23 protein-coding genes are annotated in these 23,106 nt (G+C 70.2%); 7 read left to right on the forward strand and 16 right to left on the reverse strand.

Translation table 11 applies throughout. The features are described 5' to 3' along the window. The first annotated feature begins 3 nt into the window (after window positions 1–3). Window positions 4–1,083 carry an alcohol dehydrogenase catalytic domain-containing protein gene (locus ACFVRO_RS07515; RefSeq protein WP_386950958.1) on the forward strand — a complete coding sequence of 360 codons (1,080 nt, stop codon included), beginning with the start codon at window positions 4–6 and terminating at the stop codon, window positions 1,081–1,083. 155 nt (window positions 1,084–1,238) lie between these two features. Then, window positions 1,239–2,147 (forward strand): DMT family transporter, encoded by a 909-nt coding sequence (locus ACFVRO_RS07520; RefSeq protein WP_386950961.1) that lies wholly within the window; start codon window positions 1,239–1,241, stop codon window positions 2,145–2,147. A 1-nt stretch (window position 2,148) separates the two neighbouring features. Here ACFVRO_RS07520 and ACFVRO_RS07525 read toward each other — a convergent pair whose 3' ends face one another. After that, window positions 2,149–2,907, reverse strand: a complete 759-nt coding sequence (locus tag ACFVRO_RS07525) for a YidC/Oxa1 family membrane protein insertase (RefSeq protein ID WP_386950964.1) — start codon at window positions 2,905–2,907, stop codon at window positions 2,149–2,151. A gap of 63 nt (window positions 2,908–2,970) precedes the next feature. After that, window positions 2,971–3,243, reverse strand: a complete 273-nt coding sequence (locus ACFVRO_RS07530) for a DUF6412 domain-containing protein (RefSeq protein ID WP_341941335.1) — start codon at window positions 3,241–3,243, stop codon at window positions 2,971–2,973. Window positions 3,244–3,333: 90 nt separating this feature from the next. Here ACFVRO_RS07530 and ACFVRO_RS07535 point away from each other — a divergent pair, with 90 nt between their 5' ends. Beyond that, a complete protein-coding gene (locus ACFVRO_RS07535; RefSeq protein ID WP_386950967.1) occupies window positions 3,334–4,365 on the forward strand; it encodes an NAD(P)H-dependent flavin oxidoreductase in 1,032 nt (343 codons plus the stop codon). Between the two features lie 306 nt (window positions 4,366–4,671). On the opposite strand, the gene purU is transcribed toward ACFVRO_RS07535, so the two are convergent. Then, entirely contained in the window at window positions 4,672–5,523 is an 852-nt protein-coding gene (gene purU, locus ACFVRO_RS07540; protein ID WP_105672840.1) for a formyltetrahydrofolate deformylase, read from the reverse strand. A gap of 75 nt (window positions 5,524–5,598) precedes the next feature. On the opposite strand from purU, the gene ACFVRO_RS07545 reads away from it, so the two are divergent. Then, window positions 5,599–6,066 (forward strand): glutaminase, encoded by a 468-nt coding sequence (locus ACFVRO_RS07545; protein ID WP_386950969.1) that lies wholly within the window; start codon window positions 5,599–5,601, stop codon window positions 6,064–6,066. A 156-nt stretch (window positions 6,067–6,222) separates the two neighbouring features. Here ACFVRO_RS07545 and ACFVRO_RS07550 read toward each other — a convergent pair whose 3' ends face one another. Genes ACFVRO_RS07550 through ACFVRO_RS07565 form a run of 4 tightly spaced genes read right to left on the reverse strand, consistent with a single transcriptional unit; the run spans window position 6,223 to window position 9,709 of the window. Next, window positions 6,223–6,939, reverse strand: a complete 717-nt coding sequence (locus ACFVRO_RS07550) for a GMP synthase (protein WP_386950972.1) — start codon at window positions 6,937–6,939, stop codon at window positions 6,223–6,225. 24 nt (window positions 6,940–6,963) lie between these two features. Next, window positions 6,964–7,704, reverse strand: coding sequence for a LysR substrate-binding domain-containing protein (locus ACFVRO_RS07555; RefSeq protein WP_386950975.1), 741 nt, complete (start codon window positions 7,702–7,704; stop codon window positions 6,964–6,966). A gap of 20 nt (window positions 7,705–7,724) precedes the next feature. Then, window positions 7,725–8,090, reverse strand: a complete 366-nt coding sequence (locus ACFVRO_RS07560) for a hypothetical protein (protein ID WP_386950978.1) — start codon at window positions 8,088–8,090, stop codon at window positions 7,725–7,727. Then, window positions 8,087–9,709 carry a PspC domain-containing protein gene (locus ACFVRO_RS07565; protein ID WP_386950980.1) on the reverse strand — a complete coding sequence of 541 codons (1,623 nt, stop codon included), beginning with the start codon at window positions 9,707–9,709 and terminating at the stop codon, window positions 8,087–8,089. Before ACFVRO_RS07565 ends, ACFVRO_RS07560 begins: the two co-directional genes overlap by 4 nt. Before the next feature lie 113 nt (window positions 9,710–9,822). Between ACFVRO_RS07565 and ACFVRO_RS07570 the strand changes: the two genes are divergently transcribed. Together ACFVRO_RS07570 and ACFVRO_RS07575 are read left to right on the forward strand one after the other, a co-directional pair. Further along, on the forward strand, window positions 9,823–11,022 hold the full coding sequence (locus tag ACFVRO_RS07570; RefSeq protein WP_341941342.1) for a PspC domain-containing protein: 1,200 nt from the start codon (window positions 9,823–9,825) through the stop codon (window positions 11,020–11,022). Continuing rightward, window positions 11,015–11,674 (forward strand): LuxR C-terminal-related transcriptional regulator, encoded by a 660-nt coding sequence (locus ACFVRO_RS07575; RefSeq protein ID WP_386950983.1) that lies wholly within the window; start codon window positions 11,015–11,017, stop codon window positions 11,672–11,674. The genes ACFVRO_RS07570 and ACFVRO_RS07575 overlap by 8 nt, the downstream gene beginning before the upstream one ends. Before the next feature lie 86 nt (window positions 11,675–11,760). Here ACFVRO_RS07575 and ACFVRO_RS07580 read toward each other — a convergent pair whose 3' ends face one another. From ACFVRO_RS07580 to ACFVRO_RS07620, 9 genes are all read right to left on the reverse strand, one after another. After that, a complete protein-coding gene (locus ACFVRO_RS07580; protein WP_105672833.1) occupies window positions 11,761–12,168 on the reverse strand; it encodes a DapH/DapD/GlmU-related protein in 408 nt (135 codons plus the stop codon). 80 nt (window positions 12,169–12,248) lie between these two features. After that, window positions 12,249–13,022 carry a DNA-formamidopyrimidine glycosylase family protein gene (locus ACFVRO_RS07585; protein WP_105672832.1) on the reverse strand — a complete coding sequence of 258 codons (774 nt, stop codon included), beginning with the start codon at window positions 13,020–13,022 and terminating at the stop codon, window positions 12,249–12,251. Further along, the gene (locus ACFVRO_RS07590; RefSeq protein ID WP_386950985.1) at window positions 13,022–13,792 is read right to left on the reverse strand and encodes an EI24 domain-containing protein; all 771 of its coding nucleotides are present in this window, start codon (window positions 13,790–13,792) and stop codon (window positions 13,022–13,024) included. Before ACFVRO_RS07590 ends, ACFVRO_RS07585 begins: the two co-directional genes overlap by 1 nt. A gap of 357 nt (window positions 13,793–14,149) precedes the next feature. Continuing rightward, on the reverse strand, window positions 14,150–18,748 hold the full coding sequence (locus ACFVRO_RS07595) for an ATP-dependent helicase (RefSeq protein WP_386950987.1): 4,599 nt from the start codon (window positions 18,746–18,748) through the stop codon (window positions 14,150–14,152). Between the two features lie 43 nt (window positions 18,749–18,791). After that, on the reverse strand, window positions 18,792–19,862 hold the full coding sequence (locus ACFVRO_RS07600; protein WP_386950989.1) for a hypothetical protein: 1,071 nt from the start codon (window positions 19,860–19,862) through the stop codon (window positions 18,792–18,794). Between the two features lie 14 nt (window positions 19,863–19,876). Continuing rightward, the gene (locus ACFVRO_RS07605; protein WP_386950992.1) at window positions 19,877–20,479 is read right to left on the reverse strand and encodes an ATP-binding cassette domain-containing protein; all 603 of its coding nucleotides are present in this window, start codon (window positions 20,477–20,479) and stop codon (window positions 19,877–19,879) included. Continuing rightward, window positions 20,470–21,489, reverse strand: a complete 1,020-nt coding sequence (locus ACFVRO_RS07610; protein ID WP_386950994.1) for a hypothetical protein — start codon at window positions 21,487–21,489, stop codon at window positions 20,470–20,472. Before ACFVRO_RS07610 ends, ACFVRO_RS07605 begins: the two co-directional genes overlap by 10 nt. Before the next feature lie 77 nt (window positions 21,490–21,566). After that, on the reverse strand, window positions 21,567–22,121 hold the full coding sequence (locus tag ACFVRO_RS07615; protein WP_386950997.1) for a hypothetical protein: 555 nt from the start codon (window positions 22,119–22,121) through the stop codon (window positions 21,567–21,569). A gap of 20 nt (window positions 22,122–22,141) precedes the next feature. Further along, entirely contained in the window at window positions 22,142–22,423 is a 282-nt protein-coding gene (locus ACFVRO_RS07620; RefSeq protein ID WP_386950999.1) for a hypothetical protein, read from the reverse strand. A 258-nt stretch (window positions 22,424–22,681) separates the two neighbouring features. Between ACFVRO_RS07620 and ACFVRO_RS07625 the strand changes: the two genes are divergently transcribed. Beyond that, the gene (locus ACFVRO_RS07625) at window positions 22,682–23,089 is read left to right on the forward strand and encodes a DUF6157 family protein (protein ID WP_386951001.1); all 408 of its coding nucleotides are present in this window, start codon (window positions 22,682–22,684) and stop codon (window positions 23,087–23,089) included. The last annotated feature ends 17 nt before the right edge of the window (window positions 23,090–23,106 follow it).

Consider the following 23,106-nt stretch of genomic DNA (forward strand, 5'->3'; position numbering starts at 1 on the left):
GACATGGGCACGCTGCTGATTCGCCCGCCCGGCCACCGCAGAGACGTCGCGCTTCGCCCGGCGGCCACGGCCATGGTCTGGATCGGCGAGGGTCACCCGCACGAGATGATCGCGGTGCCGGGGGTGGCCCTCGGCGACCGAGACGCGCTGGTCGCGGTCGAGATGTCGACGATCTGCGGGTCCGACGTGCACACCGTGCAGGGGCGCCGCTCGGCGCCCACCCCTCTCGTGCTCGGGCACGAGAGCGTCGGCCGCGTGATCGCGCTCGGGGATGCCGGAGCGCTCGCCGTCGACGGCACACCGCTGCGTATCGGCGACCGGGTCGTCTGGTCGGTCACGGTGTCGTGCGGAACGTGCGACCGCTGCCTCGCCGGCCTCACGCAGAAGTGCCGGTCGTTGGGCAAGTACGGCCACGATCGGATCGGGGCGCACGGCGACCTCACGGGGGCGTTCGGCAGCCACGTGCAGCTCCGCGAGGGCACGGCCATCGCGCGCGTGCCGGAGACGCTGCCGGCGTCCGTGCTCGCGCCGGCCGCCTGCGCGACCGCCACGGCCTGGGCCGCGGTCGCCCGCGCTCGCCGCAGCCTCGATGGGGCGACGGTGCGGATCCACGGCGCGGGACTCGTCGGACTCTCCGCCGCGGCCATCGCCGCGGAGCAGGGAGCGCTCGTCGAGGTGCGCGACCCGAACCCGCAGCGTCAGGCGCTGGCCGCGGCCTTCGGCGCGACGACCCTCGACCGCGACCCGGAGGTCGTGATCGAAGCCTCAGGGCATGCGGTCGCCGAGGCGATCGACGGGGTCGCCGTCGGCGGCGTCGTCGTGCTCGTGGGCAGCGTGTTCCCCGCAGAGCCTGTTCCCCTCGATGCCGAGAGCATCGTCCGCAGGCTCATCACGATCGCCGGGGTGCACAACTACACGGGCGCGGAGCTCGCCGAGACGGTGGCCTTCCTCTCCGGTCGGGGCCGTGCCTATCCGTTCGCGGACGCGGTGGGCGAGATCCGTCCGCTGGGCGAGCTCGACGAGGCACTGGCCGTGGCATCCGCTCCCGGAGCCCCGCTGCGGATCGGACTCGTGCCGGGCTGACGCCGGCACCCGGTCATCGAGCGAACGGAGCGCGCCCGGACGGGTTCTCGGGGCGTGCAGGTCGGGGTCGGCCTCACCCGGACGTCGAGCGAGCAGAGCGAGTCGAAACGGTTTCCGGGGCGCGCGGCTCCGGGCCCCGCCCCTAGGCTGGAAGGGTGCAGCAGCCAGCGTCGTCCCGCCCTCTCGTCGGCGTCGCCCTCGTCGTCGGCTCCTGCGCCTCACTGCCCTTCGGGGCGGCCGTCGCCGCGCAGCTGTTCCCGAAGCTCGGGCCCTGGGGTGTCACGTCTCTCCGCGTCGCGATCGCCGCGCTCCTGCTGCTCGTCATCGTGCGTCCGCGCCCGCGCAGCTGGAGCCGACAGCAGTGGATCGCGGCCGTCCTGTTCGGTGTGTCTCTGGCGGCGATGAACGGGTTCTTCTACGCCGCGATCGACCGCATCCCCCTGGGGCCCGCCGTCGCGATCGAGTTCCTCGGACCGCTCGTGCTGGCGGCCGTGCTCACCCGGAGGCTCGCCGACGCCGTGTGGGTCGGCATCGCCCTCGTCGGCATGGCGCTGCTCGGGGTCGACGGCATGGTCGGCGCCGAACCCCTCGACCCGCTCGGGATCGTGTTCATCCTCATCGCCGCTGGTTTCTGGGCCATGTACATCCGCATGAGCGCCCGTGTCGGCGCGCTGATCCCCGGGACCAGCGGACTGTCGATCGGTCTCGTCGTCGCAGCGGTGCTGCTGCTCCCGGTCGGAGTCCCCACGTCCCTCGTGGTGGCGGGGGAGCCGGATCTGCTCGTGCTCGCCGCGATCACCGCCGTGCTGTCGTCGGTGATCCCGTACACGTTCGAGCTGGCGGCGCTGCGGCGGCTGCCTCAGCGCGTGTTCGGCATCCTGCTCAGCCTCGAGCCCGCCTTCGCGACCCTCGCCGGCTGGCTGGTGCTCGGTCAGGACGCGACCGTGCTGCGGATGCTCGCGGTGGGCCTCGTGATCGCGGCCAGTGTCGGCACCACCCTCGGCGTGCGCAGGGATCGGCGCCCCGACGGGCCGTTCACGGCGCCGATCCCTCTTCCCGACTGAGTCAGACCCGCGCGGGAGCCGCCTCCGGAAGCGGGTACCGCCGGCGCAGCACGACGCGCTGCACCAGGGTCCATGCCACCGTGACCGTCAGGTACAGCGCCGCCGCGAGCGGGACGAACACCGCGAACACCGCGGTGAGGTAGTGCATCGCGCTCATGATGCGCAGCATCCCGGGGGAGGACAGCGGAGAGTCGTCGACCGGCGTGGGGCGGAACACCCTCCGGGTGATGTCGGCGATCACGATCATGATGGCGATGAGCACGCCGTAGACCAGCAGGGTGGGGAGCTGGAACGGCCCCGCGGTGAGCATGTGCAGCAGGCTCGTGCCCAGCGGTGCGCCGAACAGGTCGTGCTCGAGCAGGGCGTTGGGATGCCCGGCGATCTCCGGCCGCAGGAACAGCGTGTAGAGGATGCCGACGACGGGTGCCTGGGCGAGCACGGGGAGCATGCCCGCGAAGGGGGAGGTGTTCTCGGAGCGGTACAGCTCCAGCATCTCCTTCTGCAGCCGCTCCGGGTTCTTCTTGTGCTTCTGCTGCAGGACGCGCAGCCGCGGTGCGAGGCGAGCTCTGGTCTGCTCGGCCTTCGCCTGGGAGATCCCGACAGGGATCAGCAGGGCGCGCACCAGCAGGGTGACGAGCACGACCGCGAGGGCGGCCGCGGATGCTCCGGCGAGGGGAGTGAGGATGGTCGAGAGTCCGGCGAGGCCGCCGTAGGCCGCGTCGAGCAGCCAGGTCAGAGGAGGGAAGGCGAAGATGTCCAAGATGGGTCCGTTCGTGTGCGGGAAGGGTCGGCGAAGACCGCGCAGTCCCGTACGAGAGACGGACTACGCGGCGACGGCGACTCCCGGCGCACGAGGGCGCGGGTGGCCTGCGGCATCCGGATCGCTCTGACTCAGCAGTGCGCCGATGTCGATGGCGCGCAGCGGGTGCGGGGCATCGGCATCCGGAGCGGGCCCGACGGCCAGGGCGAGGGCGATGGTGAGGGCGGCCAGCGCGACCAGGGCGATCGCGAGACCGAGCGCTGCGGCATCGGGCATGGACACGAGGCCGAGGGCGGTCGCGACAAAGCCCAGCATCTGGCTGATCCACTCGCTCATGCGCACCCCTCTCCGAGCCGAGAGTATCACCGCGTGCGGGGAACGGTCATACTCCGCCGCGGCTGTGCGCTGCGGGCGTAACGTCGAAGCATGAGCCTCTTCGACGTCGCGCATCCGATCGTCCTCGGCCCGTTCGGCGGGCTGTCATCCGTGCCGCTCACGGCCGCCGTCAGCGAGGCGGGAGGACTCGGATCGTACGGGCTGTACGGCTACGACGCCGACAGGATCCGTGCCACGATCGCGGCGCTGCGGAACGCGACGGCCCAGCCGTTCGCCGTGAACATCTGGCTGCCGACGGGCGACGAGGTCGAGCCGAACGCGCAGCACGCGATCTTCGCACAGGCCCTCGCGCCCTTCTACGAGGCCGTCGGCGTCGACGTGCCTCCGCGCCCCGCGCAGTACCTGCCGTCGCTGGAGGAGCAGACGGATGCGATCCTCGCGGCCGCACCCGCGGTGCTCAGCGTCGTCTTCGGGGTGCCGTCAGCCGAGCTGGTCGACGACGCGCATCGCCGCGGCATCCGTGTGGTGGGCACGGCGACCACCGTCAGCGAGGCGGTGGCGCTCGCCGGGTCCGGGGTGGATGCGATCGTCGCGACCGGGGCGGAGGCCGCGGGGCACCGAGTGTCGTTCCTGCGGCCTGCCGAGGAATCGCTCGTCGGACTCTTCTCTCTGCTCCCGCAGGTGGTGGATGCCGTCGACGTGCCCGTGATCGCGGCAGGCGGCGTCGCCGACCGTCGAGGCGTCGCCGCCGCCTTCGCGCTGGGCGCCTCCGGGGTGCAGGTCGGCACGGCGTTCCTGGCGACGGAGGAATCGGCGGTGACCGATGCCCATCGCGATGCGATCCGCGCGACGGCGGCCGACGAGACCGTGCTGACCAGGGCCATGAGCGGTCGTCTTGCTCGCGGGGCGCGCAACAGGGCGGTGAGGGCGATCGAGGCGAGCGGCACGATCGCGCCGTTCCCGATGCAGAACTGGCTCACCGGGCGGTTCCGCGCCGCCGCGGGGGAGCAGAACCTCGGGGAACTCCAGTCGCTCTGGATGGGGCAGTCCGCCCCGCTCGCGCGCTACGCCACGGCATCCGAGGCGTTCGCCGAGCTCGTGGCGGGAGTCCCGGTGCGCTGAGGGCGCGTAGGCGCGTGCGGCGCGTGCGGCGCGTGCGGGGCGTGGGCGCGTGAGGCGCGTGGGCGCGCGAGGCGCGTGCGAGGCGCGCGCGAGCGAGCGGGGCGTGGGCGCGTGAGGCGCGTGGGCGCGCGAGGCGCGTGCGAGCGAGGAGTCAGGAACGGCCGGGTGTGGGTGCCGTGAGGGCACGTTCTCCGACCCCTCACATTTGGCAGGGGGTGAGGGGTCGAGAACGGTCGGGTGTGGGCCCTCGAAGGCGGCGGTTTCTGACCCCTCGCGCCTTGACGACGCGCGCGCGGAGGCGGCGGGCTAGAGGATGACGGTCGAGCGGCCGTGCACGATGACGCGGTCCTCGGCGTGCCACTGCACAGCACGGGCGAGGACGAGGCGCTCGACGTCGGCGCCGCGGCTCTGCAGCTCGGAGGCCGACTCGGAGTGCGTCACCCGGGTCACGTCCTGCTCGATGATCGGCCCCTCGTCGAGGTCGGCGGTCGCATAGTGCGCGGTCGCGCCGATGAGCTTGACGCCCCGGTCCTTAGCCCTGGCATAGGGGTTCGCGCCGATGAAAGCCGGCAGGAACGAGTGGTGGATGTTGATCACCGGGGCGCCGAGGCGCTCGATGAAGTCGTCAGTGAGGATCTGCATGTAGCGGGCCAGGACGACGAGGTCGACGTTGCCGCGCAGCAGCTCCAGCTGCCGCTCTTCCATGAGCTGCTTGTCACCCGAGGGGATGTGCACGAACGGCACGCCGAAGGAGCGGACCGACTCCGCGAGGTCGGGGTGGTTCGACACGACCATCGTGATGTCGATGTCGAGCTGGCCGCGCTGCGTCCGCCACAGCAGCTCCATGAGGCAGTGGTCGTACTTCGAGACGAAGATCGCAACGCGCTTGCGGCGAGCGGTGTCGTGCAGCGACCACTCCATGCCGAACCGTTCGGCGACCTTCTCGAGGTCCGCTTCGAGGGCGGTCCTGGCGGCGGAGAGACCGGGCAGGTGGATGACGGTGCGCTGGAAGAATCGTCCGCCTTCGGAGTCCGTGGAGTGCTGGTCGAGGGAGATGATGTTGGCCCCGTGCTCCGCGAGCACGCCGGCGACGGCGGCGACGATGCCGGGCTGGTCGTCGCAGGCGATGAGCAGGCGGGCGGTATCTGGCTGAGACATGGGGGCTCCTCGAGGGTGTGCAACGATTCTGCCGTGGATGCGACGACCGGGCGAATCGGCTCCTAACCTGGAGGCGTGGACACTGCCGCACAGCTGCTCGATGACGCTCGAAGCGCCCTCTCCGGCGCGCCGAAGGAGGGGCTCGGCGAGGAGCGCGAGTCGCGCTGGCGAGGCCACCGCATCGTGAGGGTCGGCGAGGCCTGGCACCTCGGCGTGCTGCTGCTCACCGAGTCGCACGCGCTCGCGACGGCCGAGGTGCTGCGGGCTGCGGAGCTCGGACGTCGGGGGTTCACCGCCGAGTCGGCGCGCGATCGGGCGGAGCGGCGGGCGCTGGCCCTGCGCGGCGGATTCGGCGAGGGCGACGTCGCGCACGTCGGCTGGACCGTGATCGACGTGGATGCCGTGGATGCCGGCGGTGCGTCGGGTCCGCTGGCGTCGATCGACGGCGTGCCGTCCGTGCGGTGGAGCGCGGCGGGCGGGTTCATGCCTCTGGCGGCGTACCTTCGCGAGCGCGTGGAGCTGCTGCGTGAGGTGGGTCGCTGAGCGGAGTCCGCGGTTCTGACTGACGAGGCGCGGAAGGTGGTCGGCGCGACTCGCGGTCGGCGGTTCGGTGGCGACTGTGGCGCCGGACCGAGGCTCGGTGTCGGTGTCGGTGTCGGTGTCGGTGTCGGTGTCGGTGTCGGTGTCGGTGTCGGTGGCTCAGGCGAAGTGCTCGGCGAATCGTCGAAGCAGTGCCGCGCCCTCGGTGACGGATGCTGCGAGCACCTGGCCCTGCACGAGATCGAACTCGTCCGGGTCGAAGTAGCCGGTGGTGCGGTAGAACGTCATCCGGTCGGCGAAGTCGCGCGGGGTGGGTTCCGGGTGGAACTGCGCCGTGTACAGGTGGGTGCCCACGCGGTACGCCTGCACGGGGCAGGTCGCGTTCGTGGCGAGCAGCACGGCGCCCTCGGGGACGGCGGCGGCGCTCTCCTTGTGCGCGGTGAACACCGTGAGCGCCGGCGCGCTCGGACCGAAGATCGGGTCGACGTCGCCTTCGGGCGTGGTCTCGATGACGGTGGCGCTCGCCGACTCGGGGGTGTCGTTCGCCACTTCTCCGCCGAGCATCCGCGTGACCACGCCGATGCTGAAGCAGGTGAAGAACGCCGCGATCCCGCCGTCGATGGAGTGCTGGGCGAGGCGTTCGAGATCGGCTTCGACCCGACGTTGCAGCGGCGACTTCGTGGCGTCGCTCACGTTGAATGGGGAGCCTCCGATGACGACGCCGCGGTAACGGGCGAGGCGCGTGAGGTCGAGCGGCTCGTCGAGGAGGTTGAGGCGGTCGACCACGTCGACCCCGAGGGCGCGCCGGAAGGATGCGTGTTCGGCATCCGCCGCCCCGGTCTCCGGGCGCACGCAGACGTAGAGAAGCGAGGCCATTCGGAGATTCTACTGAGCGCGGGCTCAGCGCGACGAGTTGGCGGTGCGGCCTCGAACGATGCCGACGAAGGTGTCGACGTCGGCTGTTGTGCGATCGCGGGGCCAGGCGAGAGCGACCGTCGAGATCGGGCCGTCGGTGAGGATGCGGTAGTCGACGTCCTTGCGGTGGTGCAGTCGGGCGATGGACATCGGCACCACCACGATGCCGACTCCGGAGGCCGCGGTCTCGATTGCGTTCTCGGCGGACAGCGGCGCGAACGAGGCGAGAGTCGTACCGGGTAGGTCGAGCTGGCTGAGGGCGTCGTCGAGCAGGGGGATCACGACCTCGCCGTCGAGGTCGGACGAGGTCAGCTCGTCAGCGGCGAGGAGATGCGAGTCGATTGCGGCGACCACGACGGGCAGCTCGTCGTACAGCGCGATGACGTGAAGAGCATCATCGGTGAGCGGCAGTCGCACCAGCGCCGCGTCGACCTCGTCGATCGCGGACTTCTGGGTGGACACCGTGATCGGCACGAGTTTGAGCGGAACCTTGGGCATCCGGTCTTTCCATGCATCGATCCATTTGCCCGGGGTCGCGCCGGCGACGGCGCCGAGGCGGAACGTGCGTGCCTCCTCGGTCGTGGGGTCCTGCGCGTCGAACACCACCGGAGAGGTCTTCTTCGGGGGCTTGCGCGGAGGATAGCGTTCAGCCGGAGCCGCCTTGTTCTTGCGTACGGGCCCGGCCGGGCCGCGGGGACGCGAGGGGCGCCGCGGTTGTTTCGCCATCAGACCAGGGTATCCCCGGACTAGGGGGTTCGGGATGCCGCACGTCGTTGGATGCGGCGGATGAGACCGATCGCACCGAGGAGGAGGACCAGCCCGCCCGCAACCAGCAGAGCGAAGGATGTCACGGTCATCGGTGTGAGATCGAGCACCCATCCTGCGATCCCCTCACGCCGTGCATCGTCGGCGAGGAGGAAGATCGCGTTGCCCGCGATCACGGCGAACAGTGTTCCCCAGATGATGGCCGCCCAGCGTGTACGCGGAGGGGCCGGGGCGGACGCGGCCGCCATCGCAGCGGCGGGGGAGGGATCCACGGTGGCGGTCGCGGCCGCGGGCGGTTCCAGCGCCACGGTCGGCGCGGGCGGTGCCGTGTAGTCGTCGGTGCTCATCGTTCTTCCTCTGCGGGTTCATGGATCGTGACGGTGATGCTGCCCGATCGCTGGGTGATGGTCACAGGCTGGATGGTGGTGATCGAGCCTCGGTCCGCGACGACGCTGGTGTTCAGCGTCTGTGAACCGTGCCGGTCGGCGGACGTCCAGATGCCGCTGTCGACCACCGTGCCGGTCTCGTCGTCGATGCGCACCCACTCGACGGGGAGCGCGCCGACCGTGGCCTTCAGATCAAGCCGGACCCCGGCTTCGAGGTCGATCTGCGTCGAACCCGAACCCTTGTTCACCACGAGCGGTCGGGGGCCGTCGTCATGGGGCATGAGCGTCATGTAGAGGTCACCGAAGGGCTGATTGATCGTCTGAGCGGCGACATTCGAGATTCCCCGCGATCCGAAAGCGAGGTCTGAGAACGACGCGACGCTCCCGGTGATCAGACCCGCGACGAGTGTGAGCGCTGTCACGAAGGCGAGGAAGCCGCTGCGTCGGCGCCAGGCGCCGGCGACGATCATCCCGAGGGCGAGCATCAGCGCCGCCGAGAGGAGGCCGATCGCTCCTGCCGCCTCGCCGAGCCCGCTCTGCAGGGTGAACAGCGTGACGCCGGAACCGGCGACGATCGCCAGCCCGATGACAGCGGCGACGTAGGCGAAGCTCGCTCGAGGATTCGATGCCCTGCGTATGCGTCGGCGCTCAGCGGCCTCTGTGGCGAAGACCGCCGCCTCAGCCTGACGTTCTTTGCGCAGCTGGTCGCGCACGGCACGCTCGGCATCCTGCTGCTGGCGTCTCCAGGCCTGGTCCTGTTCCTTCCACGCAGCATGCTGGGCGCGCCATGCCGCGAGGGATTCGGGGTCGTTCGCCACCGGTGCGCCCGGAGGCTCCGGGCGATCCGGGGCGGCGGCGGGCGGCGCGAGGTTCGTGGGAGTGGCGCCCGTCCCCTCAGCGGTACCCGAGTCGCTGAGGGTGACGGGCGCGCCCGGGGCGGCGGGATCTGCGGAAGCCATCGGCAGATCCGGCGCAGCGGCACCCGGGGTGCGGCTTGCGGCACGCACGATGAGGAAGAGCAGTCCGGCGACGATCACGAGTCCGACGAGCCAGCTGATCAGCGAGAGCGCAGACCATCCGGCGTAGCCGAGACCGAAGACGGTTCCGGTGATGGGGGCGGTGGGGATGAGCCCGATGACGGCCATCGCGAGGATGCCGATCTGGACGGGCTGGTAGTCGCCCCGCAACAGATCGCGGGTGTGGATGCGTCCGTCAGAGTCAGGCAGGAGCGCCCACGCCAGTGCGTAGAGGAAGATCACCGGCAATCCGAAGAGGGCGGCGACGACGAGCACGCCGCGCACGATCAGCGGATCGATGCGCAGGCGGACCGCGATGCCCGCGGCGACGCCGCCGAGCCACCCATCGGTCCGGGCGATGCCGAGGCCGGATACCCAGAGGAAGAATCGATCGGTGCTGTGAGGAGGGGCGGTGCGCGAACCGGCGGCCGTTCCCGTCCAGGAGTCCGAGGCCGGGGGAGTCGCGGCGGGAGAGGGATCCGGGGCGGCGTCAGAGGGAAGAGCCTCTGCGGCCTCGTCGTCGGTCTCCGCTGCCGCAGGTGGCGGCTCTGTGGGAATCGTCATGCATCGATCTTCTCGACATCGGATGCCGGGTTCCATGGGGTGAACCCCTGAGCGGACCCTGATTGTCGTCGGCTGAAGGTTCGGATCGTCGTCGCGGATGATTGGATGTCGTCATGTCCTCTTCGGCCGCGTCTGCACGACCTCCCCAGGTCTCCGCGCCCGCGCGCCCTCCGCTGGTGCGCGATCGCGAGTGCGTCGTCGCCGGTGTGAGCACCGGAGTGGCCAGGCATCTCAGTGCGCCGTTGTGGACGGTGCGCGCGTTGTTCGTCGTCCTGCTGCTGTCCGGTGGGGCCGGCCTGCTCCTCTACCTCTGGTTCTGGGCGTTCATGCCGTGGGCCGAGGGTGAGCAGACTCCGACCAGGCGAGCGCCTGTGGCCTGGATGCTCCTCGCCCCGGCGGCCGTCGGCGTGATCGTCGTGCTCTCGTGGAGCATCGGCGGCAGCTGGCTCGGCGGGGTGTCCGCCGGTGAGGCCGCGGTGGTGGTCACCGCGACGACCTCGCTCGCTGCGGGGGCAGGGCTGTGGGCGACGCTGTTCGACCGCACCGACGCGGACCGCGGACCGCGGCACACTCTGATCGTCAGAGCGCTGGCGGTCCTGCTCCTCGCGCTCCTCTTCGCCCTTCTGCTCATGCGGCCCGCAGGCGAGGCCAGCGTCGCCCTCGTGCTGCTGCCGCTCGCCGGTCTACTCGCCGTGCTGTCGTCGACGCTCATCCATCGGTGGAAGGAGCTGACCGGCGAACGCGTGCGCCGCATCCGCGAGGAGCAGCGCAGCGAGATGGCGGCGCACTTGCACGACTCGGTGCTGCAGACGCTCGCGTTGATCCAGAACAGGGCAGGAGCGTCGAGTGAGGCGGCGCGGCTCGCCCGAGCTCAGGAGCGGGAGCTTCGAGCGTGGTTGTACGACGGCGATGCCCCGGCGGACAGCGATCTGCCCACCGATCTGAGGGACTATGCGGGCGCCCTCGAACTCGACTTCCCGGTGCGGATCGACGTCGTGTCGGCGGGCCTCTCCGCCGAACGCGCGAGCGGAGGGCTCGCCGCCGCGGCGCGGGAGGCGATGCTGAATGCGGCCAGGCACGCCGGTGGGGAGATCTCCGTCTACATCGAGGGCAGCGCGGCGGGGGTGGATGTGTTCATCAGAGATCGTGGCGCAGGGTTCGCTCTCGACGAGGTGCCGAGCGATCGCCTCGGGGTGCGTGAGTCGATCGTCGGACGCATGCGCCGGTACGGCGGCACCGGAACCGTACGCAGCGACGACAAGGGCACCGAGATCCATCTGCACCTCCCGACCCCAGGAGAGAACCGTGGCTGAGGCCATCCGCGTCGTGATCGTCGACGACCACTCGATCTTCCGATCCGGTCTCCGCGCAGATCTCGATGCGACGGTCGACGTGGTCGGAGAAGCAGCCGACGTCCCGTCGGCGATCGCCGTCATCCGCGAGACCGGCCCCGACGTCGTGCTGCTCGACGTTCATCTCCCTGGGGGTGGGGGTACGGATGCGACCGGCGGCGAGGAGGTGATCCGAAGCTCCACGCCGACGACCGCCCGCTTCCTCGCGCTGAGCGTGTCGGATGCCGCGGAAGACGTGGTTCGCGTGATCCGTGCCGGAGCTCGGGGGTACATCACCAAGGGGTCGTCCGGCGTCGAGGTGAGTAGTGCTGTGCGCGCAGTGGCAGACGGGGACGCCGTGTTCTCGCCTCGACTCGCGGGATTCGTGCTCGACGCGTTCGGTGCCGTCGCAGGGGAGACCGCCACCGCGCAGGATGAACTCGACAGGCTGTCGTCACGCGAGCAGGAGGTCATGCGACTGATCGCGCGAGGCTATGCCTACAAGGAGGTCGCGTCCGAGCTGTTCATCTCGATCAAGACGGTCGAGACGCATGTGTCCGCGGTGCTTCGCAAACTCCAACTGTCATCACGACATGAACTGACGGTCTGGGCGTCGGAGCGGAGATTGCTCTGACCCACGCACACCGTCACGCTCCTCGGAGTGGAGATTGCTCTGACGCACGCACACCGTCACGCACCCGCGACGGTGGCTGAGCCCGCTCAGGCCGCGAGCCAGAGGCCCTTCGGGTCCGTCGCAACGGTGAGACCGGCGGCGACGGTCTCGTCGTCACCGATACGCGCTCCACGCACGATGCGTGCACCGGCGCCGATCTCGGTACGGACGCCCACATGCGCCCCATCGCCGATCGCAGCGCCCTGACCGATGTGCGCGTGCGCATCGATGTGCGCGTTGTCGCCGATCACAGCATCCGCGTCGACCCACGCTCCGCGCGCGATCGTCGCCCCGGCGCCGACGCGCGCGCCGGGTTCGATATAGGCGCCGGCCTCGATGTGCGCCTTGGGATGCACCTTCGCGCCATGCGCGACGAGACCTCGGCCATTGGCGTGCTTACGGTAGCGCAGCGTCCCGCCCTGGTCGTTCTCGATGTCGACGTAGTTCTTGCCCACGATTCCTCCCGTGTCCGGAGTTCTCCGGATATAGCAACAACGACGGGACAGCCGATTTCATTCCCGAACCGGGATGCTGCTCATCGTTGGCAGCTCGGACACCAGAACGTCACCCGTTCACGGGTCGGATCCGCGCCCTGCGATCCCTTCCGGATCGGGGTCCCGCAGCGTCGACAAGGGCGTCCGGCCCGTCCGTAGACCCACGTCGTCTGCCCCGGACGATTGACTCCGGTGAAGGTACGGTCGGCCCGGTCGCGATTGGCTCGGATCGTCCTGACACCGAGATCCACGAGGGCGGCGACGTCCACGTCCTGCACGGGCCTCTCGGGGAGGATTCCGCGCAGGAACAGGAGTTCCGCCGCGTACTCATTGCCGAACCCGGCGACATTTCGCTGATCCAGGAGGGCGACGTGAACGCTCCTCGGATCCGCCTCGAGTCTGCGGATCGCCTCCTCGGCATCCCAATCCTCCGCGAGGGGATCGGGGCCGAGGTAGCCGATGAGTTGAGCCTCGTCGCGAGTCGGCACCACCTCGATCTCAGCCAGGTCGACGCCGACCGCCTCGCGCTTCGCCGTTCCGACGATCGCGCGGACCTTGAACGCCGGATGCCGCCACTTCTCCCCGGGGGCGTACACGAACCAGGCGCCGTCCATGCGCAGATGCGAATGCACCGTGCTGTCCCCGATCCGCAGCAGCAGGTGCTTGCCCCTGGCCACCGCGCCGTGAACCAGCTGACCGGTCAGATCCACGGTCGCGGCCCGCGGCACCCTGAGGTCGAAGCGGGTGACCTCGGCGCCGGCCAGAGCGTCGTCGAGTCGCTTCGCAGTGCGGAAGACGGTGTCGCCTTCGGGCATCAGGCTGGCCGAGCTTCAGGGGGTGTCAGCGGTGTCAGCGGGGTGCGCGCCATCATGTCGCGCGCGAGCATCGTCGACGCGGCGACGGCGACCGGCATGACGACGACGGCGCCTCCGGGGATCAGGAAGCACAGCTGCGTCGCCACACCGAAACCCAGCACCCGCGCCCTGCTGCCCGAGAAGAGCGCCGCCCTGTCGAGCGGGCTGAGGTCGCGTGCGTCGAACGCGCGGCCCGTGAGCTCTCGAGCGAGAAGCCGACCGGAGAGGATCACTCCGAGCACGGCCGCCAGGAAGCCGCCGATCAGCGGGACGAAACCGATCAGGAGCACGACCAGGGCGATCAGGATGCCGAGAACGACCAGGCGCAGGCCTTCGGCGAGGGCCGACCAGAACCCGCCTCCATCGGAAGGCGGCGGGTCGCCGAGCTCGACCTCGACGGCATGCCAGATACGCTGGTAGAACGGGTCGCCGATCGTCAGCGTCAGCGCGCTGAACACCACGGTGGACAGCGCGATGGCGGCCGCGACGACGACGAACCCGACGGCGCCGCGGACCAGTCCCTTCCACGGCGCGGGCCACTCCTCCGCGAACGGGGTCAGCCATGCCGAGATCGACGTCATCCCGAAGACCAGCGGCAGCAGCACCGCCGCGAGGATCGCGAGCGAGATGAGCGCGGGGACGAGACCGAGGTTCATCAACCCTGGACGCGTGCGCCACAGTGTGAACCCGCGCAGCAGCGTCCGCACACCGATGCCGAACTCCTGGATCATGTGACCAGGGTATGCGTCGAGGACGACATCGCGACGACGGCCCGATCAGATCGGATGCTCGGAGAAGCGACGAGCGTCGTTCGGACGGGCACACCTTCGGAGCGCACGGAGGACGCGCCGAGTGCGTCGCTTCGTTCCCGGCGTGTCGGGCGTCGGCTCCGAAGCTGTGCCCGGCAGGCGTCGGCTCCGAAACTGTGTCTGGGCTCCGAAGCTGTGCCCGGCAGATCTCGGCTCCGAAACTGTGCGTGGGCTCCGAAGCTGTGCCCGGCAGGCCGGCCCGGCAGGTCTCATCGCCGAAACCGTCCCCGGCAGGTCGGCTCCGACGTCGTGCAGGAACGGACGGTCAGGAGCAGGAGCTCAGATCGCTCTACGGAGCGTGTAGCCGCGCGGGGTGACGACGAACCCGGCCTCCTGCAGGGCGAGCGCGAAGTCGGTGCCGTAGACGCCGTCGCCGTTCACCTTCTCGACCGTGAGCGTGTCGAGGCGCCTGGCTCGCGCCGTCGCCGCCAGGTCGGACGAGGCCGCCCGCAGCACATCGAGGTCGTCGCTGAACGACAGCACCGTGCGACCGCCCCGTTCGAGGTACAGCACGAGCGCTCCGTCGACCAGCACGACCAGCCCGCCCGCCTTGCGCCCGGGACGGTGGGAGACGCCCTCCCGACGCGGCCAACCGAGTGCGGCGCCGTACGGGTTCGCCGGATCGGTCGCCGCGAGCGTGACCGCCGTACGCGGCGGAGGGTCGGCGAGACCGGCGAAGGTGCGGAGCCGGTCGACGGTCGCGGATGCCGCGAACTGCGCGGCCCCCAGCTTCTCGATGACGTAGCCGCGGCGGCAGTGCCCGGCCTCCTCGAAGCCCGCCAGCACCCGGTACGCCTGAGCGAAGCCGCCGGGCACGCCCTCGGCCTGCACGGCGCCGCGGGTGACCACGCCGTACCTGTCGAGGAGGAGCCCCGCCGTGACGGTCGCGCGGCGCGCGGCATCCGTCTCCACTGCGGGCAGGAGCGACCAGCGGCCTCCGATGGACGTCGGCCTCGGGGCGGTGCGGGTGAGGGACACCCCGCGGTAGGTGCGCGCTCGCGGCGCCCGGCGAGTGACCTTATGCGCCTGCGAGCCGCCGGCGAGCAGCGATCGCAACGGCGAGAAGGTGTCGTTGGTGACCCGTCCCGCCCAGGTCAGCGACCACAGCGCGTCGAGCACGGACTGCTCGTTCTCGGCGCCGGTCATCTCCTTCAGCTGCGCGGCGAAGTAGGCGCCCCCGGCGTGCAGGGCCGACAGCACCTGCGCCTCCAGGGAGCCGGTCGCCAGCTCCGTCTCGGGCTCGGGGAGCGTGAAGGGAGCGAGGTCGGCAGGGTGCAGCGACACCCAGCCGTCGCGACCGGGGAGCGTGCCGTTGCCGGCCCAGACGACCTCGCCGGCGGCCGTCAGCTCATCGAGCATCGCGGGAACGTAGTCGTGCACGCGCGAAGGGAGCACCAGCGACTCCCACGCGCTCGCGGGGATCGGCACCCCGGCGAACTGCTCGATCACGCTGAGCACCCCGTCGAGGCCGTCGAGAGGGCGCTTCAGATGCTGCCAGTCGGGGAGGAACCTCGCGTACGCCTCGGGGGAGACCGGCTCGACGCTGCCGCGGATGGCGGCGAGCGAGCGCATCCGCAGACGCCGCAGCACCTCGGTGTCGCACCACTCCAGATCGGAGGCGCTGCCTGCGGCCTCCGGCAGGAAGTAGCCGCTGGTGATGCGCCCGGCGGTCTCCAGCCGCTGCAGGGTGTGGCGTGCGACGGCCGCGCCGAGCCCGAAACGAGAGGCGACGGCATCCGTCGTGAACGGACCGTGCGTGCGGGCGTGCCGGGCGACGAGGTCGCCGAGAGGATCGGCCACCGGTTCGAGGAAGGCCACGGGGATGCCGGTCGGGAGCGCGACCCCGAGGGCGTCGCGCAGTCGACCCGCGTCCTCGATCGCCGCTACCCGCGACATCCCGGCGACGGTCACGGGGATCGCCCGGCGAGCGGCGACGAGGGCGTCGAGGTGGGACGCGGCATCCGAGGACTCCTCGAGCCGCTCTGCGACCTCCGCGGCATCCAGTGGTCCCAGCATCCTGAGCAGGTCGGCGACGCCCTCGAGCCCCCGAGCTCGGCGCTCGGGGTCGAGGCGCTGGGCCTCTCGTTCGAACTGCGCGATCACCGCGGGATCGAGCAGTTCACGCAGCTCGACCGTCCCCAGCAGCTCGCCGAGCAGGGCGGGGTCGACCGAGAGTGCGGCGGCCCTGCGCTCGGCCAGCGGCGAGTCGCCCTCGTACATGAAAGCGCCGACGTACCCGAACAGCAGATCGCGCGCGTAGGGCGACGGCTGCGCTGGCTGCGTCTCGACGAGCCGGACGCGTCGGTCGGCGATCGCGGTCGCGAGCTTTCGCAGTGACGGCAGGTCGTAGACGTCCTGCAGCACCTCGCGCAGGGTCTCCAGGATCACCGGGAAGGTCGGATGCCGCCTCGCCACCTCGAGCAGCTGCGCCGAGCGCTGGCGCTGCTGCCACAGCGGCGTCCGCTTGTTCGGGTTCATGCGCGGCATGAGCAGCGCCCGGGCCGCGCACTCGCGGAAACGGGAGGCGAACAGGGCAGAGCCGCCGACCTCCTCCGTGACCAGATGCTCCAGCTCGTCGGGGTCGAACACGAAGAGGTCGGCCCCCGGAGGCTCGGCCTCGGCATCGGGGATGCGCACGATGATGCCGTCGTCGCTCGCGACCGCCGAACCCTCGACGCCGAGTCGCTCGCGGACCCGCGCGTTGATCGCGAGCGCCCAGGGGGCGTGCACCTTCATGCCGTACGGGGAATGCAGGATGACGCGCCAGTCGCCGACCTCGTCGCGTCCGCGCTCGACGGTGAGAGTCCTGTCGGTGGGAAGAGTGCCGGTGGCCTCTCGCTGCTCGGTGAGGTGCGCCATGAGGTTCGCCCGCGCCTGCTCGTCGAGACCCGCCTCGATCAGGCGCTGCGCCGCCTTCTCGGGCGTCGCCGCAGACACCTCGCGCGAGAAGCGGCCCAGGGCCTCTCCGAGCTCGTACGGGCGGCCGATGCCGTCGCCGTGCCAGAACGGGACCTTGCCCGGCTGGCCGTACGCGGGGATCACGTTGACGCGGTCGTGCGTGATCTCGGCGATGCGCCAGCTGGTGGTGCCGAGCGTGAACACGTCGCCGACGCGCGACTCGTAGACCATCTCCTCGTCGAGCTCGCCGACCCTCGCGCCCGTGGTCTCGCCGGCCACGAACACCCCGAACAGACCGCGATCGGGGATCGTGCCGCCGCTCGTCACGGCGATGCGCTGCGCACCGGGACGGCCGGTCAGCGTGCCGGCATCCCTGTCCCACACCAGACGCGGCCGCAGTTCGGCGAACTCGTCGGACGGGAAGCGCCCCGCCAGCAGATCGAGCGTCGCCTCGTACGCCGAGCGGGGGAGCGACTGGAAGGGGGCCGAGCGGCGGACCGTCTCGAACCACTCCTCGACGCTGATCTCCCCGAGCGCGCTGGCGGCGACCGTCTGCTGGGCCAGGATGTCGAGCGGATTGCGCGGCACCTGGATGGCCTCGATCTGCCCCGCCAGCATCCGCTCCGTGACGATGGCGGTGTGCAGCACGTCGCCTCGGTGCTTGGGGAAGAGAGCGGCGCGGCTGATCTCGCCGACCTGGTGCCCCGCGCGTCCGACGCGCTGGAGGCCGGAGGCGGCGGAGGGCGGCGCCTCGACCTGGATCACGAGGTCGACCGCGCCCATGTCGATGCCGAGCTCGAGGCTGCTGGTCGCGACGACGCAGCGCAGGATGCCGGACTTCAGCTCCTCCTCGACCTGCGCCCGCTGCTCCTTCGACACCGAGCCGTGGTGGGCCTTCGCGAGCACGGGGTCGGCGCCCGCTGTCGCCCCCGCCTGCGCCATCATCGCGGCGGGGATCGTCGCCTCTGGGAGCGGGATGCCGTTGCGCTCCGAATAGATCTCGTTGAGGCGGCCTGTGAGCCGTTCGGCGAGCCTCCGCGAGTTCGCGAACACGATCGTGGAGTTGTTCTCGAGGATGCGATCGACGATCGCCTCCTCGACATGGGGCCAGATCGAGCCGGTGACCTCCGTGTACTCGGCGGGCTCTCCGTCGCCGGGGGCGGCGACCCCCGGGGGTGGCGGCGGGTTCGTCATGTCGTCCATCGGAACGACGACGGCGAGTTCGAAGGTCTTGGACGCGGGAGGCGCGACGATCTCCACCGGCGCCGCTCCGCCGAGGAAGCGCGCCACCTCGTCGATCGGCCGCACCGTGGCCGACAGGCCGATGCGCTGCGCCGGGCGCTCGGCGCCGTGGGCCGTGCGCAGGGCGTCGAGCCGCTCGAGGCTCACCGCGAGATGCGCGCCGCGCTTGGTCGCCGCCACCGCGTGCACCTCGTCGATGATCACGGTGTGCACGTCGCGCAGGGTCTCCCCGGCGCGACTGGTCAGCATCAGATACAGCGACTCCGGGGTGGTGATGAGGATGTCCGGAGGATCGGAGACGAGCTTGCGCCGGTCGCTCGACGTCGTGTCGCCCGACCGCACCCCGACCGTAACCGACGGCGAGGTCGTTCCGAGGCGCCGGGCCGACTGTCCGATGCCGATGAGGGGGGAGCGCAGGTTGCGCTCGACATCGACGCCCAGCGCCTTCAGCGGCGAGATGTAGAGGATGCGGGTGCGGGCGGCATCCTTCTTCGGCTCCGCCCCGCCCGACGCCATGCGCTCGCGGAACACGCTGTCGATTGCCCAGAGGAACGCCGAGAGCGTCTTGCCAGAGCCCGTCGGTGCGACGACCAGGGCGTGCTTGCCCGCGGAGATCGCATCCCACGCACCCGCCTGCGCCGGAGTGGGCGCGGTGAAGGCCCCACGGAACCAGTCCTGCGTCGCGGGGGTGAACCGGTCGAGCACGCGATGCTCTGAGCCTGTCGAAGCGTCGCTCATCCCTCCATCATCGCCGAGGGGACGGACATCGAGGGCGTCGCTGTCATCTCTCCTTGAAATAGCGGAAGAGATGCGACTCGCGAACGCTCGCCCAGCCGAGCACGGTTCCGAGCACGACGCCTCCGAGCACCGCGCACACTCCGCGCAGGGCGTACCAGTGCAGGGACGACGTCGTGCTCGCTCCCGCTGTCAGCGAGAGGTACAGCGCCACAGGAGACACGATGAGCAGCGCGAGCCCGAGCAGGACCGCGACCTCCAGCAGCAGCGTCGCGAGCTGATCGCTCCGACGAACGCCGACGTGACGTGCCGATGCGAGCTCCAGCCGCCGAGCGCGTACGAACAGCAGCGCCACGACGGCGGCCAGAACGCCGCAGACGGCGGCAGCGTAGGTCCAGACCGCCGCCAACGGACCGACATCGAAGCGTGCACCCAGGGACGAGTTCGCTGAGACGAGCTTCAGCCCCGAACCCGCCCCGTCTCCGCCCGATCCCTCGACGACAGCGAGCGACGCCAGCGACTCGACAGCGTCGGTCTGCGGCCACACCGTGATCCAGCATTCGTCGAAGCGCCCCTGCGACATCGTCTCTGCGATCACCGCGAAGCTGAATGCGGGGAGCCGACCGTCGTCCGGGTAGCGGAACGTACCAGCGACGGGTGCCTGCGTCCCGTCGAGCAGCAACGATTGGCCGGGCGACCACCCCAGCGCGTCGGAGACCTCGCTCGACAGCAGCAGGCCGCCGCCGTTGCGATCCGCGTCCAGCACGTCGGCGAGCCCGGGCGTGGCCTCGAAGTACCGTGCCGAGGTGCGGGGAAGCAGCGTGAGCTTCGTTCCGCTCGCTCGTTCCCGGACTGCGCCGGCGGCGACCACGTTCGGAAGCGCTGCGAACGCATCGCACTGTTCGCCGTCGATGCGCCCTTCCGCCTGCACCACGAGCGTAGCCGCGCCAGCGGCCTGATAGGCGTTCGCCCTCGCGTCGGCATCGCGAAGGGCGAGCTGAGGGAGGATCACGGCGCCGGCGAGGAGTGCGATCAGGATGACCGCGATCCACGCACTCGCTCCCACACCGGCTCGGAGGTTCCGCGCGGCCTCGCGGGCTGCCTCCGTCGGGCGCATCGATCCGACGCGCCTCATGCGAACGTCGCCATGTCGATGTGGTCGGTGCATGCGTCTCGAGTCCCGGCGTCGTGGGTCGCGATCACGACGATGCTGCGTCGCCCCGCCGCCGCTCCGAGCGCAGCGTTGACAGTCGCGGAGGTGAGAGGGTCGAGCTGCGCCGTCGGCTCGTCGACCAGGAGCAGAGCCGGCGCGGCCGCAATGCCTCTGGCGAGCAGAAGCCTCTGCGCCTCTCCGCCCGACAACGCGGAGAAACGGGTCTCCGCGCGGTGCCCGAGACCGAAGTCCTCGAGAAGGGCTGACGCATGCCGATCGGCATCCGCTCTCGAGGATCCGGCGGCGATGAAGGGCAGCGACACATGGTCGAGGGCGGTGCGCTGGAAGACGCCGTGCGGGTTCTGGAAGACCCACCCGACAGTCGAGGCATCGCCTCGGTCGACCTCGCCCTCGGTCGGTCTGACCCACCCGGCGAGGATGCTCAGGAGCGTCGTCTTGCCCGATCCCGACGGCCCTGTCACCGCGTAGGTGCGCCCTGCTTCCAGGTCCAGGTCCACGTTGCGGAACAGAAAGGGCTGATCGTCGAACCTGTGGCCGAGCCCTCGCGCAGTCAGTCGCATGTCGTCTTCGACGACGGGTCGAGGTCGACCTCCGTGAGCGACACACCTGCGGCCACCGGGCGGACGAAGGTCATGCCCAGTTGCGAGGCGAGCACCGTCACGGGAACAGCGCCCCCGTCATCGATCACGCAGAAGACGTCGCCGCTCTCGACGACCGCTCGCGGAGGCACCGCGAAGACGGTGACGGCCTCTGCGAGGCGGAGGGTGCCTTTGACCTTCTCGCTCTCCGATACGGCGCGGGCGGCCGAGTAGGAAGGTGTGGCCGCGAGCCGATCCAGGTCGGACGCCGCGAAGTCGCCGTCCTCATCGATCGAGAAGTCCTGATCGTCGATGCGGACGGTTCGTGCCCCCGGAGCGAGCTCGTCGGGCAAGGGGGTGACATGGGCGCCCAGAACCAGAGAGGGGAGGTCGGCGAGGACACCGCCCTGGCCGACCTGACTGCCCAAGGCGACGGGGCATCCCGACGCGGGGATGGAGGTGCTCGGGAGCCAGGCGATGCTGCTCAACGAGACGCCGTCGACGCCCTTCGCGCTGCCCCCGGCCGCGGTGATCAGCGCGCGGTACGCGGCGAGTGTGGCCGCGGTGAACCGATCGCCGGGGTCGATGCCGAGACCGAGGCGGGAGAGCTCATCGCGCAAGGCGCCGACATCCGGCCCCGTCATGCCCACGCTGATGTCCCGCCAGAGCGGAAGAGCCGTTGCGAGGGCGATCACCGGAGCGCCGTCGAGATGGAACGGCGATGTCCCCGAGACGATGTCCGCGCCCTTCATGCACGAGGCGCCGGTGACGATCCCGCCTCGCGGCGCGATGAACGCACGCGTAGGCCCGTAGTCGACCGTGACTCCGATCGAGCGCTCATCCGAGAAGGGCCTCTCGGAGACAGGGACCGCATCGATGCCGACGGGTTTCTCGAGCGAGGAGGGAAGGGGCATCGTCGCCACGAGAACGCCTGCTGCGGCGCCGACGCACACGAGCGCGGCGGCGATCACGCCCAGAAGGGTCTTGTTCATCGCAGCCTCACTTTTCCCCCGGTCACGATAGCCGCATCCGTCCCGCCGACGGTGCGGCCTCGCTGAAGCGGCATCGGTCATGAGGCGGGCGTCACGCCGAACGGGTTGCTCATGCATGCGGTGCCGGCCTCGGTCTGCGCCGATGCAGGTAGCTCCTCGGTCAGGAACTTCTCGACCGTGTAGTCCGGGTCCACGAGGTCGTGGTCGATCAGGCACTCCACGACTCCTTCGTTCCAGTCCCGTGAGTCCGGGTTGAGCACCTGATCCTCATAGAGGTTCCGGACCACGTCGAACGTGCCTTCACCGCACTCGGCGGAGACGTCGAGAGCCTCCTGTTCCGGTCGTTCCTTGGGGATGGACGTGGTGGGGACCAAGAGCCCGAAATCGTCTCGTTCGACGACGACGCCGACGTCGTTGTCTTCGACGCATGTCTTCCAGAGGTTGTAGGCCTCCTCATACTCCGCCGACGAGACGACTCCGTCTTTCACAACGCCTTCTTCGAAATCCGACAGGGTGATCCCGGTGAAATTGCCGAGCACCCGATCCAGCCGATCAGGTGAGGCATTCTCGGTCGACGAACACCCGATGGCGCTGATTCCCACCCCCATCAGGAGGGTGGAGATCAGCGCCATGCGAATTCCTGTTCGGAAAGTCACCACTTAACGTCGAAGCCGCTGTTGTAGGCGTATCCGTTGGATGCCGACGCCGAGGAATAGCCGCTGGAGCGCCACGATCCGACCGCGGTCTGGATCTGACCAGTGGACGGGATCAGCCGGGACACGTAGGCGCGGACCTGAGAGCAGGTCCCGCCGGTTCGCTGGTACTGGGAATACGTCGCGTTGTTGGAGCCCTGGGTGTTGCAGGTCGCCGCCGCCGCAGGGTTCGCGGGGCCGACAGCCACAAGGGCTCCAGCCGCGAGAGCGATTGCAGCCATGACGCTTGCCGTCTTCTTCTTCATTGAATCTTCTCCGGTCTTCTCATGTATTTTGTTGCTTCCCCCGGTCGTGACCCTATTGTCAGAATCTTCGGAATGTCAACATGCTGACGCATTCAGCGAAGACGTCTGAACCGTCGCGGGAGATGCGTGATTTCATGCGAGGACCAGGCATTTGAAGCAGGAGACTTCATGATCTCCGCATCGGGGAAGAATGCGAAGATACCGGAATGCTCCTTGGAGCGCGATCATGGTGACATGGAGCACACCACGAACTACCGGAGCACCTTCATCGAGGTCGCCGACGACTGCCCTGCAGACGGCGCCACCGAGCCGCCGACGACCGAGAAGCCGACGATCGCCGCGCTCCACTACCGGCTGATCACCGAACAGCCCTACGCACGCACCTCGGACGACGTGATCTTCGAGACGTTCGCGCTCCGCGCCGGCATCGCATCGGACGACGACGACGCCAGGGCGGTGTTCTTCTCGAAGGGCCAGCCCTGCCTGAGATCGTCGCCGCTGGGCAAGCGCTACGGCTGGGGCATCCTCCACGATGCCGACGGCAGGGTCGCCCTCGTGCCCCGAGAGTCCGAGGAGTACGCAGCCCTCGCCGCGGATCCCTCGCTCGCGCACACGCGGGCGATGCGGAGCCGTCGCGCATGAGCGAGGGACGCCCTCTG

The organism is Microbacterium sp. NPDC057944 (genome assembly GCF_042887445.1).
Lineage (GTDB): Bacteria > Actinomycetota > Actinomycetes > Actinomycetales > Microbacteriaceae > Microbacterium > Microbacterium natoriense.